This window comes from Vibrio sp. 1580 (assembly GCF_033340055.1).
The window spans coordinates 193,092-210,283 of sequence record NZ_JAWOVT010000005.1; the positions used below are offsets into that span (position 1 = coordinate 193,092).

The window sequence follows — 17,192 nt, forward strand, 5'->3', positions numbered from 1 at the left end:
GAAGCGGCATGACACAATTAACAGTTAAAGCACTGAGTGATGAGATTGGTACGCCAGTCGACCGCTTGATTGAACAACTTGCTGACGCTGGCATTAAAAAGGCGAGCTCTGACAATGTTACTGATGAAGAGAAGCAGAAGCTTCTCTCTCATTTAAAGAAAGAACACGGTGATAAATCAGGTGATTCAGAGCCGACTCGCCTTACGCTTCAGCGTAAAACTCGTAGTACACTTAGTGTGAACGCGGGTGGTGGTAAGAGTAAGAATGTTCAGGTTGAGGTGCGCAAAAAACGTACATACGTGAAGCGCAGCACAATTGAAGATGAAGCGAAACGTGAAGCTGAAGAAGCAGCACAACGTGAAGCAGAAGAAGCAGCAAAACGTGCAGCAGAAGAAGCTGCAAAACGTGAAGCTGAAGAAGCTGCAAAACGTGAAGCTGAAGAAGCTGCAAAACGTGAAGCGGAAGAAAAAGCGAAACGTGAAGCTGAAGAAAAAGCGAAGCGAGACGTAGATACGAATGCACAACGTAATGCTGAAGAAAAAGCAAAGCGTGATGCTGAAGAGAAAATTAAGCAAGAAGCAGCGCGAAAAGAGGCCGACGAGCTTAAACGTCGTCAGGAAGAAGAAGCTAAGCGTAAGGCTGAAGAGGAAAGTCAGCGCAAGCTTGAAGAAGCTCGCGAATTGGCTGAAAAGAATAAAGAGCGTTGGTCTGCTGCAGAAGAGAAAAAGGGTGATATGGAAGATACAGATTACCATGTAACGACTTCACAATACGCACGTGAAGCCGAAGATGAAGCAGATCGCAAAGTAGAAGGCGGTCGTCGTAAGAAGAAAAAAGCAGCTTCGGGTAAAGACGACCAAGCTCGCGGTGGCCGTAACAACCAACGTGGCGGTAGAGGTCGTAAGGGCAAACTTGCTAAGCCGACTTCAATGCAGCACGGGTTTGATAAGTCAGCAACGGTTGCTAAGCAAGACGTTGTAATTGGCGAAACGATCGTTCTATCAGAACTTGCTAACAAGATGTCGGTTAAAGCGACAGAAGTTATCAAAGTAATGATGAAGATGGGCGCTATGGCGACTATCAACCAAGTGATCGACCAAGAAACAGCACAACTTGTTGCTGAAGAAATGGGCCATAAAGTAGTTCTTCGTAAAGAGAACGAACTGGAAGAAGCGGTACTATCTGACCGTGACACTAACGCGGAAGCAGTTCCACGTGCTCCAGTTGTTACTATCATGGGTCACGTTGACCACGGTAAAACGTCAACACTTGACTACATCCGTCGCACACACGTTGCTTCTGGCGAAGCGGGTGGTATTACTCAGCACATTGGTGCGTACCACGTTGAAACAGACAACGGCATGATCACGTTCCTTGATACTCCTGGACACGCAGCGTTTACTGCAATGCGTGCTCGTGGTGCTCAAGCAACAGATATCGTTGTTCTTGTAGTTGCAGCAGACGATGGCGTAATGCCACAAACAGTAGAAGCGATTCAGCACGCGAAAGCGGCAGGCGTTCCTCTAATTGTTGCTGTGAACAAGATCGATAAAGAAGACGCGAACCCAGATAACGTTAAGAACGAGCTTGCTCAATACGACGTTATTCCTGAAGAGTGGGGCGGTGAGAACATGTTCGTTCACATCTCTGCTAAACAGGGTACAAACATCGATGGTCTTCTAGAAGCAATCCTTCTTCAGTCTGAAGTTCTTGAACTTACAGCTGTAGCTGAGGGCATGGCATCTGGTGTTGTTGTTGAATCTCGCCTAGATAAAGGTCGTGGTCCAGTTGCAACAGTACTTGTTCAATCAGGTACACTAAACAAAGGCGACATCGTTCTTTGTGGTCAAGAATACGGCCGTGTTCGTGCAATGCGTGATGAGCTAGGTAAAGAAATTACTTCGGCTGGCCCATCTATCCCTGTAGAGATCCTAGGTCTTTCAGGTGTACCATCTTCAGGTGATGAAGCAACAGTAGTTCGTGACGAGCGTAAAGCGCGTGAAGTAGCTAACTACCGTGCTGGTAAGTTCCGTGAAGTGAAACTTGCTCGTCAGCAGAAATCTAAACTAGAGAACATGTTCTCTAACATGACTGCTGGTGAAGTTGCTGAACTTAACGTTGTACTTAAAGCAGACGTTCAAGGTTCTGTAGAAGCAATCGCTGACTCACTAGTTAAGCTATCTACTGACGAAGTTAAAGTGAACATCGTTGGTTCTGGTGTAGGTGGTATTACGGAAACTGACGTAGTACTAGCGGAAGCTTCAAACGCAATCATCCTTGGCTTTAACGTTCGTGCAGATGCTTCTGCTCGCCGTGCTGTTGAAGCCGCAGCTGTTGACTTACGTTACTACTCAATCATTTACCAATTGATTGATGAAGTGAAACAAGCAATGGGCGGTATGCTTGCTCCAGAATTCAAGCAAGAGATCATTGGTCTTGCTGAAGTTCGTGACGTGTTTAAGTCACCGAAACTGGGCGCTATCGCTGGTTGTATGGTTACAGAAGGTGTGATCAAGCGTAACAACCCAATCCGTGTACTACGTGATAACGTTGTTATTTACGAAGGTGAACTAGAGTCACTACGTCGTTTCAAAGATGACGTTCAAGAAGTTAAGAATGGCTACGAATGTGGTATCGGCGTTAAGAACTACAATGATGTTCGCGTTGGTGACCAAATCGAAGTCTTCGAAATCGTTGAAATTAAACGTACTCTAGACTAATTGACTAAAATTACTAATATTGTCTTTGAAAGATAAGTAGTAATTGGTTGTTGAATACACCATGGGGGGCTGGCTTTGACCAACCCCCCATTCTTTCTATATAAGAGTAAAGATATGTCAAAAGAATTTAGCCGCACGCAGCGCGTTGCACAGCAGCTGCAAAAAGAACTAGCGATGATCCTTCAACGTGAAGTTCGTGACTCTCGCCTTGGCATGGTGACGATCTCAGACGTAGAAGTCTCTCGTGACCTAGCTTACGCAAAAGTATTTGTGACCTTCCTGTGTGTGGGTGAGCAAACACCTGAATCATGTCTAGCAGCGCTACGTGAGCACGAAGTGCACATTCGCATGATGTTAGGTAAGCGTATTCGTCTACGTTTAACGCCAGAAATCCGCTTCCACTATGACAATACGCTTGTTGAAGGTATGCGTATGTCTAACCTAGTGTCTGAAGTCGTTAGTTCAGACAAACAAAAGCAAAAAGATTCTGGTCGTGAGGACGAAGAATAATGGCTCGTCGTCGTAAAGGTCGTCCAATTAATGGCGTTATACTGTTGGACAAACCAACAGGTATCTCTTCCAATGATGCACTGCAAAAAGTAAAGCGAATCTACTTTGCTGAGAAAGCAGGCCACACTGGAGCCTTGGACCCATTAGCGACAGGCATGCTGCCAATTTGCTTGGGTGAAGCGACAAAATTTTCTCAGTTTCTTCTTGATTCTGATAAACGCTACCGTGTGATCGCAAAGCTGGGTGAACGTACCAATACGTCTGACTCGGATGGTGAAGTTGTAGAGACGCGTCCAGTCGATGTTACGTTAGACAAGCTAGAAGCGTGCATCGATCAGTTCCGTGGTGAATCTGATCAAGTGCCTTCCATGTTCTCTGCGTTGAAGTATCAAGGTAAACCCTTGTATGAATACGCTCGTAAAGGCATCGAAGTTCCGCGTGAATCTCGTAAGATCACGGTATATGAGATTGTTCTTCACCGTTTTGAAGGCGATGAAGTAGAGATGGAAGTGCACTGCTCTAAAGGTACCTATATTCGTACTATCGTTGATGATCTGGGCGAAATGTTAGGTTGTGGTGCGCACGTAACTATGCTTCGTCGTACTGGTGTTGCTAAATACCCTTACGAGAATATGGTAACACTTGAGCAACTAAATGAGTTGCTAGAGCAAGCTCACCGCGAGGAACGAGCGCCTCGAGAACTACTGGACCCACTGCTTTTGCCAATGGATACAGCGGTAGAAGACTTACCAGAAGTCAACTTGGTGCCTGAACTGGCGGATATGGTCCAACATGGGCAGCCCGTTCAAGTATTTGGTGCTCCGACAGAGGGCTCACTTCGCCTTACTATGGGTGAAGAACGCTTGTTTATTGGCGTTGGCGAAATGAACGAAGATGGCAAAATCGCTCCTAAGCGATTGGTCGTGTTCCGAGATGACGTTGCATCCAAGTAAATGATTGAAAATACCGACCTGAGTGTCGGTATTTTTATATTGCACGAGATAGGAAATTTCCCTATAATCCGCGCTTCGCGTAGCGGCTGAATCAGAGATTGGCTGCTACAACTTTAAACCTACTCTTATTAGGAGAGAATTATGTCTCTGAATGCAGAAACTAAAGCAGCAATCGTTGCAGAATACGCACAAGGCGAAGGCGACACTGGTTCACCAGAAGTTCAAGTAGCTCTACTTACAGCTTCTATCAACCACCTACAAGGTCACTTCAAAGCGCACAAAGGCGATCACCACAGCCGTCGTGGTCTTCTACGCATGGTTTCTCGTCGTCGTAAGCTTCTAGATTACCTAAAAGGTAAAAACCTAGCTCGCTACCAAGACCTAATCAAACGTCTAGGCCTACGTCGCTAATCAGCGACTGCATAGCAGTTTGTCTAAAAAGGGGCTTTATGCCCCTTTTTTGTTGCCTAAATTTAGCCAAATTAGACTTATGCCGTTATAATACTGGCGGCTAAACCTTGTAAGAGGTTTTCTCAAAAGCTCATAGCATTACAGTCAACCACGTCGACCAAAAGGTCGCGACTATTCAAAAGGAACTTCCGAGTTTCTTTTTACTAGTCGCGATTCGTAATGCCTTGAGTGTCAATTAACACATCTAAGATTTCTTTAAGCACTAAAGGAAGATTAGAAACAAGGAATAACAATGTTCGAAAAACCAGTTGTTAAAACGTTCCAGTACGGTAACCACACAGTTACTTTAGAAACTGGCGTTATTGCACGTCAAGCTACAGCAGCAGTTATGGTCACAATGGATGATACGTCTGTATTCGTATCTGTTGTAGGTAAAAAAGAAGCCGTTGCAGGTCAAGACTTCTTCCCACTAACGGTTAACTACCAAGAGCGTACTTACGCTGCGGGTAAAATCCCAGGCGGCTTCTTCAAACGTGAAGGTCGTCCTTCTGAAGGCGAAACGCTAACAGCTCGTCTAATCGACCGTCCAATCCGTCCGCTATTCCCAGACGCGTTTAAAAACGAAGTTCAGGTTATCGCGACAGTAATGTCTGTAAACCCAGATGTTCAGCCAGATATCGTTACAATGATCGGTACTTCTGCTGCTCTTGCTATCTCTGGCATTCCATTCAACGGCCCTATCGGTGCGGCGCGTGTTGGTCATATCGATGGTCAGCTTGTACTTAACCCTAGCCAAACTGAACTAGAAACTTCTAAGCTTGACCTTGTTGTTGCAGGTACAGAGTCAGCAGTACTGATGGTTGAGTCAGAAGCGGACAACCTAACTGAAGAAGAAATGCTAGCGGCGGTTGTTTATGGTCATGACCAACAACAAGTTGCTATTCAAGCTATCAACGAATTCAAAGCAGAAGTTGCAACTCCTGCTTGGGATTGGGTTGCTCCTGAAGAGAACACAGCGCTTAAAAATAAGATTGCTGATCTAGCAGAAGCTAAACTTGTTGAAGCTTACCAAATTACTGAGAAAATGGCTCGTTACGACCGCATCCATGAGATCGCTGCGGAAGTAAATGAAGTTCTTCTTGCTGAAGATCCTGAAGCAGATACAAAAGAAATCCACACTATCTTCCATGATCTAGAGAAGACAGTAGTACGTAGCCGTATTATTGCAGGTAACCCACGTATCGATGGCCGTGAAAAAGACATGGTTCGTGCACTAGATGTACGTACTGGTGTTCTTCCTCGTACTCACGGTAGCGCGCTATTCACTCGTGGTGAAACTCAGGCGATCGTTACGGCAACGCTAGGTACTCAGCGTGATGCTCAAATCATCGATGAGCTAACTGGTGAGCGTAAAGATCACTTCCTACTGCACTACAACTTCCCTCCATACTGTGTAGGTGAAACTGGTTTTGTAGGTTCTCCTAAGCGTCGTGAAATCGGCCACGGTAAACTGGCGAAGCGTGGTATTGCTGCAGTAATGCCTTCTGTTGATGAGTTCCCATACACAGTACGTGTTGTATCGGAAATCACTGAATCTAACGGTTCATCTTCAATGGCTTCAGTATGTGGTACTTCTCTTGCGCTTATGGACGCAGGTGTACCAATCAAAGCATCTGTTGCTGGTATCGCAATGGGTCTTGTTAAAGAAGGTGACGATTTCGTTGTACTTTCTGACATCCTTGGCGATGAAGACCACCTAGGTGACATGGACTTTAAAGTAGCAGGTACTAACACTGGTATCACTGCACTTCAAATGGACATCAAGATCGAAGGCATCACTAAAGAAATCATGCAAATTGCGCTTAACCAAGCTCAAGGCGCACGTAAGCACATCCTATCTGTAATGGATGAAGCTATCTCTGGTGCTCGTGAAGACATCTCTGAATTTGCTCCGCGTATTCACACGATGAAGATCAGCGCTGAGAAGATCAAAGACGTTATCGGTAAAGGTGGTGCAGTTATCCGTGCTCTAACTGAAGAGACTGGTACAACTATCGAAATCGAAGACGACGGTACTATCAAGATTGCGGCAACTGAAGGCACTGCTGCGAAAGAAGCTATCCGCCGTATCGAAGAGATCACTGCTGAAGTGGAAGTGGGCCGTATCTACACAGGTAAAGTTGCACGTCTAGCTGACTTCGGTGCATTCGTAACGGTTCTTCCAGGCAAAGATGGTCTTGTACACATTTCTCAAATCGCAGAAAAACGCGTAGAGAAAGTGTCTGACTACCTAGCTGAAGGTCAAGAAGTTCAAGTTAAAGTTCTTGAAATCGACCGCCAAGGCCGTGTACGTCTAAGCATGAAAGAAGCGGTAGAAAAGCCAGCTGAAGAAGCTGCTGCTGAAGCACCAGCTGCTAAAGACGAGTAAGACAAAATGAGACTTTCAGCCTTTTATTAGATTAAGGGCCTGAAAGCATGTTATAAAAGGGGAGCATTTTCGCTCCCCTTTTTTGGTTTGTTTCGATGTATTAACCTCAAACGAGGTTATCGCCTATATTGCATTAAGAGAAATAAATCTTGAGCGGTCCAAACAGGAGTATCAATTAGTGAAATGGTTTCAAACCGCAATTTTATGTGTTGCTATCGCGCTGACCGGTTGTGCAAATACTTCTCAACAATCAGCACAAAAGTGGTTATATCCACCGATGGCGGTGCCACTTCAGCCTAGTGTTCAACAAGAAGTACAAATCGCGCGTCTCTCGCAGTTGCTACAACGTCCCGACCTTAGTGATGAAGTGCGCGCTAAAATGCATTATGAGCGCGGTAGCTACTACGACAGCGTTGGTTTACGTGATCTTGCCCGTTTGGACTTTAACCAGTCTTTGCAGTTGAATCCTGCTCAGCCGGACATCTTCAATCTTTTGGGAGTATACTTTACCCAAGTAGGAGAGTTTGATGCGGCATATGAAGCGTTTGACTCGACCATAGAGTTGGCTCCTGATAATACCTATGCTGAGCGCAACCGTGCGATTGCACTGTATTATGGTGGCCGAATCGATCTCGCTTTAGAAGATATGACCAAGCATTATCAAGAAATGCCAACGGATCCTTTTCGTTCATTATGGCTGTACATCATCGAAGCTGAGCAAAATCCAGAGCAAGCAAAAGCCAATCTTCAACAGCGTTATTTACGAGATCGTAGTGAAGAGTGGGGGTGGGTTCTTGTTGCTATCATGCTGCGAGACGTCTCGGACGAAGACGCGCTTAAAGCAATTATGGATGGAACGAGAGAGAACTATCGCCTAGCTGAACGATTGACGGAAACGTATTTCTACCTTGGAAAGCGTAATCAGCTTGAAGGTGATATCGCAAGTGCCATCTCACTTTATAAGCTCGCGATTTCGTTCAACGTTTACGATTATGTTGAGCATCGCTATTCTTTCTTGGAGTTGGCGCAAATTTACGATCAATTACAGCAAGATAGATTGGCCAAGTTAAAGGCTGCCAAGAAGCTGGAAATTGAATGATTTAGAGCCGCTCGATGAGAGCGGCTTTTTTTATGATTGAACTTGATGAGTGACTCATTTAAAATAGTTAGTCTTGCTAACTAAGTGGTGGTGGCTTTTATGGCATTAGAAGAAAGCTTGATTGATTTAGAGCGTTTTTGCGCCAAAGCTTGGCGTGTCTATGCCAAAGAAGATCCATTATCACATCTAAGCTTTAATGAGTTCGATTATTTACGTGTGATTCAGGTTTACCCTGAGGGTGTGCGAATAACCGATCTTGCAGAAGAGCTGCAAGTGACTAAGCCTTCCGCATCGACAATGGTTGTGCGTTTGGAAAAAAAGGGTTTGGTGAAACGCATCGCATGTAATGAGGATGCTCGTGCTAAGCGTGTGTTGCTTACGGAAGAAGTCGCAGAAAAAATGTCTTTGGAGCAGGTAGTGTACAAAGATATCTCTGACCAAATGATGCAACAATTAAATCAGCAAGAAGCTGAACAGTTACAAGCTTTATTGAATAAAGCATTGAGTAATAAGTCATTTTAAACTGAAGCAAAGGCCTCAGCTGTATGGTTTAGTTTTTGTTGTTTCATCTTTCTTTTATTTAATTTAACCATTTAGTTAGCCTTGCTAATTAAATGGTTAGCTTTGCTAACTACTGGTGACAGTCATGCAAAACTCAATTTATAGACAGTTTTGGAAATATACGATTCCAACCGTCGCAGCAATGCTCGTAAACGGTTTGTATCAAATAGTTGATGGCATTTTTATTGGCCGTTATGTTGGCGCTGACGGATTAGCTGGGATCAATGTTGCGTGGCCTATTATCGGTTCGATCCTCGGTATAGGAATGATGATTGGGGTGGGGACTGGCGCGCTGACTTCGATCAAGCAAGGAGAGAACGATCATGAAGGCGCTAAGCGAATCCTAACGACCGGATTGACGTTGTTAGCGGCATTGATGCCGATCGTTGCTACAATATTGTTCTTGTTTTCGGATGAATTTATTCGCTGGCAAGGTGCGGAAGGGCGAGTGTTTGAACTTGCGCTGCAATATTTGCATATTCTGATTGTCGCGTGCGTATTCACGTTGGGTTCTATCGCAGTTCCGTTTTTATTACGCAATGACGACAGCCCGAACTTAGCAACGATTTTGATGGTCATCGGTGCCGTTATTAACATTGTATTAGACTACGTATTTATTGCTTGGTTGGAGTGGGAGTTAACCGGAGCCGCTATTGCCACTGCACTTGCACAATTAGTGGTCACTGTGCTCGGTATTGGTTACTTCTTTACTTCAAAAGCAACATTACGCCTTCGTATCCGCGACTTCAAAGTTCAGGTTGATGCTGCACCAAAGATTATCATGATAGGTACATCAAGTTTCTTTATGTACGCCTACGGCTCTGTGATGGTGGCACTGCACAACTCGTTATTTGCTCAATACGGAAGTGCAATGTTGATCGGAGCGTACGCCATTTTGGGGTACATCGTGACGGTTTACTATCTGATAGCAGAAGGAATTGCGAATGGTATGCAGCCTTTAGTGAGCTTCAACCACGGTGCACGTAATCAGGAGAACATCAGAAAGTTATTAAAGGTCGCGATGGGGACATCTGTGCTTGGTGGGGTGGCGTTCGTTGTTTTGATGAACCTTTTCCCGTACGAACTGGTTGCGGTGTTTAATAATGCTGACCAACAGTTGATTGATAGCACCGTGATCGGGATTCGTTTACACATGTTTGCGTTGTTCTTAGATGGTTTTTTAGTTGTGGCGGCCGCGTACTATCAATCAGTAAACAAAGGCAGCAAAGCTATGTTTGTAACACTAGGCAACATGCTGGTCCAGTTGCCATTCTTATTCATTATGCCGAAACTTTTCGGCGTGACAGGTATTTGGTTAGCTTTCCCATTGTCTAACATTGCATTGAGTTTGGTCGTGATCAGTATGTTGTGGCGAGATGTGAAAAAGCTGCTTAATGAGAGTTCTGTCGAACCAAGGGTGCAAGCCTGCTAACAAAAGCTAACAGATAAAAGCGAGGCTAGGCCTCGCTTTTATCTTTAAGGATTAAATGGTTTTTACTTCTAAGCCCGCTAGTTGATGCCAATAGCCATTGCATTGGCGGCTTTCGAGCTTTTCAGGATTATCGCCGTATTCGTTTGAGCGAAAACGCTCTAACTCTGAAAAAGTGTCGATACCAAGAGGGCTTAACCGGACCACATCAACCAGCCCTTTCATAGTAGGTAAGTCATTGATGAGGTTGTAGCAATACCCTGACTGTGTTTGAATGCCGTTAAGGTTAAAGACTTCTTGCCCTTCTTGGCTGCTGACCTGGATACCCGTAGGGTATTTGATACAGCAGGTTTCGCAATCGTCTTTCGCTCGGTTTTCAGCTCGGGCTGTGAAACAGCGAGCGGAATACGCTAAAGGCAAATAACCGTGGCTAAATACCTCAACTTCAAACTTGTTACGAATACCAAGCTCGTCACACTGAACTAAAGTATCGTTTAACCATTCGCGAGATAGCTCGACAGGCATGCACCAACGCATCATACCTTGCTTCAAAAATAAGTTGAGCGTGTGTGCGTTATAAGTATTGATTGCAGGGCCAACGACGAAAGGCACTTTATGCTCTGATGCCAATTGAACAGCAGATACGTCATTTGCTTCAATCGCGAAGTCACCGTTGTCGATGTACTTCTTCATTATGTTTACTTCACTCGGAGCTTCTAGTAGTGCCATTGTTGATAGCACCACTTGCTTGCCAGATGCAGACAGCTCTTTTGCGATTTCAAGCCAATGCGAAGGCTTCATTTCTCGACGTTTTGAACATACGGTTTCCCCAAGATAGATGATGTCCGCGGAGCTTGATTTCGCTTGTTCATAAAACGCTTCGATATCTTGTTTTGGCCAGAAGTACAACAGCGGACCAAGCGCGTATTTCATTGAATTATCCATCTTAACCTCTACTGCCATTTGCGGTGATAAGCACCAAGTGTGGTCTGCGTACCTTCAGACACGTTTGCCAATGCGGCATCCCAAGCCGCTTCGACTTGATAAGCTTCTGGGTTTGCTTGGTAACGGTCAATCGCGGCTCGCCATGTTCGAGTGACTTGTTCTACGTAAGCTGGGCTACGTTGGCGACCTTCAATTTTTACAGACGCCACATTTGCAGCAAATAGTTCTGGCAGCATAGAGAGGGTGTTCAAACTGGTTGGTTCTTCCAGTGCGTGGTAGCGTTTTTTCTCGCCTTCGATTTCTGCTTCGAAACGACCTTTACACAAGGTAGGGTAGCCCGCATTTTCACCGGCGCTGTAGCGATCGATCAAAATGTCGTTAAGGCGGGATTCCAGACCATTTTCTGTTTCTTGCCAGCGAACGTACTTAGCTGGAGAGCATGCTCCCACAGTGTTTGGAGACTCGCCTGTCATATATGACGATAGGTAGCAGCGACCTTCAGACATGATGCAAAGGCTACCAAAAGCAAAGACTTCTAACTCGACATCGCTAGTGATGTTGCGTGAAAGCTGTTTGACCTGATGAATCGATAAAACGCGAGGTAATACTACCCGTTTTACGTTAAAGTTTTGTTTGTAAAAATCAATGGCTGCGACGTTGGTCGCTGATGCTTGCACTGAAAGGTGTAGTTCTAGATCGGGATATTTGCGAGCCGCGTACTCCAGCACTGCAATGTCTGCAACAATCAGCGCGTCTACACCCAGTGCCGCTGCATTGTCTACTGCGTTCGTCCAGCGCTCGAAGCCATTGGGATGAGCGAAGGTATTCAACGCGACATGAATTTTTTTATTGCGGTCATGAACGTATTGCACCGCTTTTTCTAACTTTTTGCCGTTAAAGTTGAGGCCAGCAAAGTGACGGGCGTTGGTATCATCTTTGAAACCAATGTAGACGGCATCGGCACCGCAATCAATCGCAGTTTTTAACGCAGGCAGGTTACCCGCGGGACACAAGAGTTCCATATGCTCACAATCATTGAGAATAAAAAGGTGTCCGCATTTTATGAAGAATTATGAATAGCGAAATTGACCTAAGTTAGGTTTAGCTCAATAAAGTCGATATTTACCCCTTGCGAGTAAGGGTATCGGGTCGGGGTTAGTTCTTGTGACGACGATTCTGTACAAACAGCTCTTCAATTTCATGTTTTGGCTGCGGGCGATAAAAATGGAATCCTTGAATCGCATTACATTGAAGGTTAGAGAGCAGGGTCGCTTGCTGGTGGGTTTCCACCCCCTCGGCAACGACAGTTAAGTCGAGCGACTTACCCAGATTAATGATGTTTTCAATCACAGTGACTTGTTTCGGTAGTGTGTCGATATCATTAATAAAAGCGCGGTCGATTTTTAGCTCGTCAATAGGAAAACGCGCTAAGTAGGAAAGAGAAGAGTAGCCGGTACCAAAGTCATCGATAGAGAGAGCGAAGCCAAGCTTTTTAATCGCATTCAACATTTGCAGTGTATGTTCGCTATCACTCATCACGGCACTTTCGGTTAGCTCGAAGGTAATGCAGCTTGGATCAAGCTCGGTAGTGCGAAGCAGCTTTTCCATAAAGTCGATCAGCTGTGGGTTGCCAAATTGCTCGGGAGAGAGGTTGATGGCGACACGGCCTGGCAGTATGCCTTGTTGCTTCCAACGTTTTACCGTATTGAAAACATCACGCATCACGACACGTCCAAGGTGTTCTATTAACCCAGCGCGCTCGGCGACAGGAATGAATGAGCCAGGACTAATGTACCCTTCGACTGGATGCTTCCAACGAACGAGCGCTTCTGCGCCGTTGATACTGAAGTCTCGCGCGTTAACCTTAGGTTGATACCACACTTCCAAACCGTTCTGCTGCAATGCTTTTTGCAGTTCAATTTCAAGCCACAAACGCATACGCGCTTCTTTGTTCATTTGATCGTTAAATTTGATCAGACGATTTCTACCACGATCTTTGGCTTCATACATCGCAGTATCGGCATTTTGTAGTAGGATTCGCGCATCTTGTCCGTCTTCAGGGTATCGAACGCTACCAATTGAACACGCAAGGCGTTTACTGAAGTGGTGCAAGTCGAAAGGTTGGTTGATCAACGAGATAATGCGATCGGACAAAATTTCAGCCATGCGGGTGTTTTCTGGCTCCGGCAGAATGACGCCAAACTCATCGCCACCCAAATGACCAATAATCGCTTGGTTTGGCAGTAACCGTTTAAGACGGGCCGATACCTCTTGAATCACTTTATCGCCAATATGGTGACCAAGTGAGTCATTAATGTTTTTGAAGTTATCGATATCCAAATAGAACACCAGAAGCGGTGTTTGCTTTTTGATCAGCTGTTCCAAACGTTTGGTGAAGCCAAAGCGGTTGTAGAGTTTGGTGAGCGAGTCAATGTGTATGTCTTCATTCGATGCAGAAGACAGGTTTTTGGGCGCATCATCAGCATCTTGGATTAGGATAATTTGAGATTCGCTACCTAATATCGCCGTGGAATCCGCGTGTAGCTGAACTTTCCGTTCAAAGCCGCATCTTGCACTGGTTAAGCAGACAAAAGGTTTGTCAGAAATTAATGTACTCAATCGATGACTAAATACCTTTTTACTGTTTTCATCGATGAATAAACGACTTAGCTCTTCGCCCAACAATTCATGAGGAGAGTTAAGTCCGAGAAGGCGCGCTGATGCGGGGTTCGCAGAGATGACAATATCATCTTCGATAAGCAGTAAGCCGTCTGGTAGCAGTTGTGTTAACTTCGCAAACTTACTTTCGGACTCTTCTAAGGAGCGAACGAGTATCTGCTTTTCTGAAGTATCGACAGCGTGAAAAACAACAAAGCGAATGTCGTTACCTTCAAAAACTGGCGAAAGACTAAAGTGAAGACTGGTTTCAAGGTCGGTTTCATCGAGCGTGATTTCGGCTTCGACATGTGCCCCTTTGAACGCGCGCTGATAGTATGGTGCAAGCTTCTTATAAAACTGTTCACCCAGCACTTGGCAATCGTTTAAGCCGACGATTTCCTCATGACTTAAACCTGCGATATCGCAGTAACGGTCACTTACCATTCGATAATTGTGTTTTTTATCAAGAATGGCAAAGAAGAAAGGGCTATTTGAGGTTAGCGTGGCAAACCAATGTTTTAATTGCTGGGAAGGCATTAGGGTATTACCGATCTCCAATGAGCCAGATTATTCGTCCGTGTATAAAAAGCGACACCCTGATAAGCCTGCGGCGATCTACCACCAAGCCAAAGTGTTACTTGCCATTAAAGGGCTCGCGGTTTTAGCTGTGCAGTCGACAATCACATGGATACGCTCAGATAACTATAACTTTGAAAATACGGTTGTAAAAGTGTTTATCCACCTGTTCGCATCAATAATACACGTAAGTTCAAAAAAAGAAGCGTTAGTGAGCAATAAACCACCAATCTAAAATAAGCACTTTATTGATACATAACAGTAATCTCATCGCCACGATTGCTTAATATAAGCAACCTAATGACAAAGTAACGGATAATGAACGTGTTAAACAAGATTCGCAGTCAACTAGTAAAGAACGCAGCTAATATTTTGCGTTCTCCAGTCCAGTTATTACCACAGCCAATTCAGCAAAAAGCGTTGCTAGAAGGGCTAAAAATGGTGTTTAAAGAAGCCTTGGAAGATGGTGACTTTGAGTTCCTTGAAGACAAGTGGTTAAAAGTTGCGATTAAAGACTTGAACTTAGCATGGTACATCAGCTATCAAGACGAAAAATTGGTGGTAGCTGAAAAACCAGTTCAGGAAGATGTGAGTTTTAGTGGTAATCTAAACGACCTAGTACTGATTGCTGGTCGTAAAGAAGACCCTGACACACTGTTCTTCCAACGTCGCCTTTCAATTGAAGGTGATACTGAGCTTGGCTTAGAAGTGAAAAACTTAATGGACAGTGTCGACTTAGAGCAGTTACCGAAAGCAATGCAAGTCGCTTTGAATCAATTGGCTGATTTTGTTCAGAAAGGAGTTCAAGCGCCTGCACAACCAACCGGAGTAGCGAATGCTTATTCGAACTGAAGCCCCAGCGGACATTCTTACCATTGACCGCTTATTGAAACACGCCTTCCCGACGGAAGCTGAAGCTGAGCTTGTGATGCGTTTGCGCGAAAACAGCAAATTCACGCTTTCCTTAGTCGCGTGTACAGATGAGGGAGAGGTGATAGGCCATGCTTTATTTAGCCCTGTGACCTTAAATGGTGAAGATTTGTCATGGCAAGGGCTAGCGCCATTAGCTGTTCATGAAGATTACCGTCGCCAAGGCATCGCTGCAGAGTTGATCAAAGAAGGTTTTGATTCACTGCGTGATTTTGGTTACCCAGTGTGTGTGGTGTTGGGCGATCCTGATTATTACGCGCGCCAGGGTTTTCAATCATGCGACGAGATGGGCTTTGAATGTGCTTGGGATGTCCCTAAAGGTGCATTTCGAGTCGCAGAGTTGGTCGAAGGTCAATGTGCTGGACGCTCCGGACGCATAGACTATGCGCCAGAGTTCTCTGAACTGTAAATGAAAGAAGCCCACGACTAAGTGGGCTTCTTTCTTATTCACTGAAAACTGAGATAGGGAGGTTAGGATGACTGGTTACTTTTCTTTTTGCCCCAGACCTCTATTTTCGCTTTTTTACTTACCCCTAGCAGGCTAAGTTTTGTGCTTCCCCAGCTACTGTAAGTCATTTCAATCCGTTTTAGCTTGGCTTCTTTTGTACCTGGAAGGCTCCAGGCACGAGTCGACAATCCGCTTGTTAGTACGCCCATAGAGGAAAGCTTTTTCTCACTACCATCTGTCATGACGACTTTTAAACCATTCATGTCTACCGTTCCTTGCACACATTTTAGTTTTATTTTACTGAAGCTTCGGTTTCGGAATGGCTATTTGGTGTCACGGTATCTGTTTCTGTATGAAAGTTAACGGTTTTCGTTGCAATCAGCTCCCACTCATCGCTGTTATTAGCAAAAACACTCACGCTGGTGGCGGCTACCAGTGTGCAAAGTAGTAGCGTATTTAAGAATTTCATAATGTACCTCATATGTCATACCCAATGTGTGGCCGTTGGCAAAACGCTATGTTCAGGAATATCCAAATCATCTCATTGTGTTCAGGTGTTTCTTGAAGTCCTTTAGGTATAATCGCGATAATTTGATAGGATTGCCCTCGTTCAAATAGGTGACGGAAAATGTCAATTAACGAGAAACAGTATTTACGTGAAATGGGGATCAGCACATGGGAGCTGGTACACCCTGAAAGACTGGAAGGCTATCAATCGCCATTATTGGATTTGCAAAGTTCATGTAAACTCCTATTGGTATCGCCAATATGTCCAGAAAACGAGACGGCATTGATGTTTGAGCGCGTATTAAAAAGCATTAAGCTCACGCTTGATGATGCGCTACACCTAGAGCCTGAGCGCTTATCCATGCTGGGTGAACATCAGCTAGAGTGGGTGTGGTTTGCAGGCTGTGAGGCTGATCAAAGCATCAAGGCAAAGCACCTGACCTCGCCACTATTACAAGATATTGATGGTAATAACGAACAGCGCCGCGCATTGTGGCAACAAATCTGTTCGTACTCTTCTTAACGGAGCTAATGCGTGACAATTGAAATTACGCCGATGCGTGCAGAGCACCTCGACCAAGTTTGGCAAATCGAGCAGCAAGCACATTCTCACCCTTGGGCCGAATCTTTGGTTCGTGACTTATCCAGTCGCGGTGCTTGCCATCATGTGATGCTGGAAGGCTCTCAAGTGGTTGGTTACTTCTATGGACAGAATATTGTTGGAGAAGTGACACTATTAAATATTGCAGTAGCACCTTCTCAACAGGGCAGAGGGCTAGGGCAAAAATTGCTGGACGCGTTTATTGAATACTGTGAACAAGCCAAAGCAGAGAGTGCTTGGTTAGAAGTGCGTGAAAGTAATCACCCAGCTATCCATATTTATGAGCAAGCAGGTTTTAATGAAGTGGACCGTCGTTACAACTATTACCCAGCTAAATCGGGAAATGGTAAGGAAGACGCCATTATCATGAGTTACTTATTTTTGAGTTAGTTTTAGGCCGTTACTAATTACCTCAT

General features: G+C 44.9%; 15 protein-coding genes and 1 pseudogene. 12 read left to right on the forward strand and 4 right to left on the reverse strand.

All coding sequences use genetic code 11. The features are described 5' to 3' along the window. The first annotated feature begins 8 nt into the window (after window positions 1-8). The 8 genes from infB to R7093_RS10185 all read left to right on the forward strand — a co-directional run bounded on the left by infB (window position 9) and on the right by R7093_RS10185 (window position 10,114). The gene (infB, locus tag R7093_RS10150) at window positions 9-2,720 is read left to right on the forward strand and encodes a translation initiation factor IF-2 (protein ID WP_005380086.1); all 2,712 of its coding nucleotides are present in this window, start codon (window positions 9-11) and stop codon (window positions 2,718-2,720) included. Between the two features lie 114 nt (window positions 2,721-2,834). Beyond that, window positions 2,835-3,230: a 30S ribosome-binding factor RbfA gene (gene rbfA, locus R7093_RS10155; RefSeq protein WP_005380087.1), complete on the forward strand. Its 396-nt coding sequence runs from the start codon at window positions 2,835-2,837 to the stop codon at window positions 3,228-3,230. Continuing rightward, window positions 3,230-4,183, forward strand: a complete 954-nt coding sequence (gene truB, locus R7093_RS10160; protein WP_017820421.1) for a tRNA pseudouridine(55) synthase TruB — start codon at window positions 3,230-3,232, stop codon at window positions 4,181-4,183. Before rbfA ends, truB begins: the two co-directional genes overlap by 1 nt. 141 nt (window positions 4,184-4,324) lie before the next feature. Then, window positions 4,325-4,594: a 30S ribosomal protein S15 gene (gene rpsO / locus R7093_RS10165; protein WP_005380094.1), complete on the forward strand. Its 270-nt coding sequence runs from the start codon at window positions 4,325-4,327 to the stop codon at window positions 4,592-4,594. Window positions 4,595-4,886: 292 nt separating this feature from the next. After that, complete coding sequence (pnp, locus tag R7093_RS10170; RefSeq protein ID WP_005380098.1) at window positions 4,887-7,022, forward strand: polyribonucleotide nucleotidyltransferase; 2,136 nt, start codon at window positions 4,887-4,889, stop codon at window positions 7,020-7,022. Between the two features lie 178 nt (window positions 7,023-7,200). Beyond that, a complete protein-coding gene (gene nlpI, locus R7093_RS10175; protein ID WP_005380101.1) occupies window positions 7,201-8,121 on the forward strand; it encodes a lipoprotein NlpI in 921 nt (306 codons plus the stop codon). A 99-nt stretch (window positions 8,122-8,220) separates the two neighbouring features. Then, window positions 8,221-8,643, forward strand: coding sequence for a MarR family winged helix-turn-helix transcriptional regulator (locus R7093_RS10180; RefSeq protein WP_005380103.1), 423 nt, complete (start codon window positions 8,221-8,223; stop codon window positions 8,641-8,643). A 124-nt stretch (window positions 8,644-8,767) separates the two neighbouring features. Beyond that, the gene (locus R7093_RS10185) at window positions 8,768-10,114 is read left to right on the forward strand and encodes an MATE family efflux transporter (RefSeq protein WP_033905574.1); all 1,347 of its coding nucleotides are present in this window, start codon (window positions 8,768-8,770) and stop codon (window positions 10,112-10,114) included. A 51-nt stretch (window positions 10,115-10,165) separates the two neighbouring features. Here the strand turns inward: R7093_RS10185 and R7093_RS10190 are convergent, their stop codons facing one another. The 3 genes from R7093_RS10190 to R7093_RS10200 all read right to left on the reverse strand — a co-directional run bounded on the left by R7093_RS10190 (window position 10,166) and on the right by R7093_RS10200 (window position 14,251). Then, a complete protein-coding gene (locus R7093_RS10190; protein ID WP_021034024.1) occupies window positions 10,166-11,044 on the reverse strand; it encodes a U32 family peptidase in 879 nt (292 codons plus the stop codon). A gap of 20 nt (window positions 11,045-11,064) precedes the next feature. Then, window positions 11,065-12,078 carry a peptidase U32 family protein gene (locus tag R7093_RS10195; RefSeq protein ID WP_005386427.1) on the reverse strand — a complete coding sequence of 338 codons (1,014 nt, stop codon included), beginning with the start codon at window positions 12,076-12,078 and terminating at the stop codon, window positions 11,065-11,067. Window positions 12,079-12,211: 133 nt separating this feature from the next. Continuing rightward, window positions 12,212-14,251: a bifunctional diguanylate cyclase/phosphodiesterase gene (locus tag R7093_RS10200; RefSeq protein ID WP_005380112.1), complete on the reverse strand. Its 2,040-nt coding sequence runs from the start codon at window positions 14,249-14,251 to the stop codon at window positions 12,212-12,214. A 363-nt stretch (window positions 14,252-14,614) separates the two neighbouring features. Here R7093_RS10200 and R7093_RS10205 point away from each other — a divergent pair, with 363 nt between their 5' ends. Next, complete coding sequence (locus R7093_RS10205) at window positions 14,615-15,142, forward strand: SCP2 domain-containing protein (protein WP_005394645.1); 528 nt, start codon at window positions 14,615-14,617, stop codon at window positions 15,140-15,142. Next, complete coding sequence (locus tag R7093_RS10210; RefSeq protein WP_005380119.1) at window positions 15,126-15,629, forward strand: GNAT family N-acetyltransferase; 504 nt, start codon at window positions 15,126-15,128, stop codon at window positions 15,627-15,629. The genes R7093_RS10205 and R7093_RS10210 overlap by 17 nt, the downstream gene beginning before the upstream one ends. Before the next feature lie 62 nt (window positions 15,630-15,691). Here R7093_RS10210 and R7093_RS10215 read toward each other — a convergent pair. Further along, window positions 15,692-16,137, reverse strand: a pseudogene (locus tag R7093_RS10215) (hypothetical protein). A gap of 159 nt (window positions 16,138-16,296) precedes the next feature. Between R7093_RS10215 and R7093_RS10220 the strand changes: the two are divergent. Further along, a complete protein-coding gene (locus R7093_RS10220) occupies window positions 16,297-16,698 on the forward strand; it encodes a DNA polymerase III subunit psi (RefSeq protein ID WP_005380121.1) in 402 nt (133 codons plus the stop codon). A 12-nt stretch (window positions 16,699-16,710) separates the two neighbouring features. Next, entirely contained in the window at window positions 16,711-17,166 is a 456-nt protein-coding gene (gene rimI, locus R7093_RS10225; protein WP_005380122.1) for a ribosomal protein S18-alanine N-acetyltransferase, read from the forward strand. The last annotated feature ends 26 nt before the right edge of the window (window positions 17,167-17,192 follow it).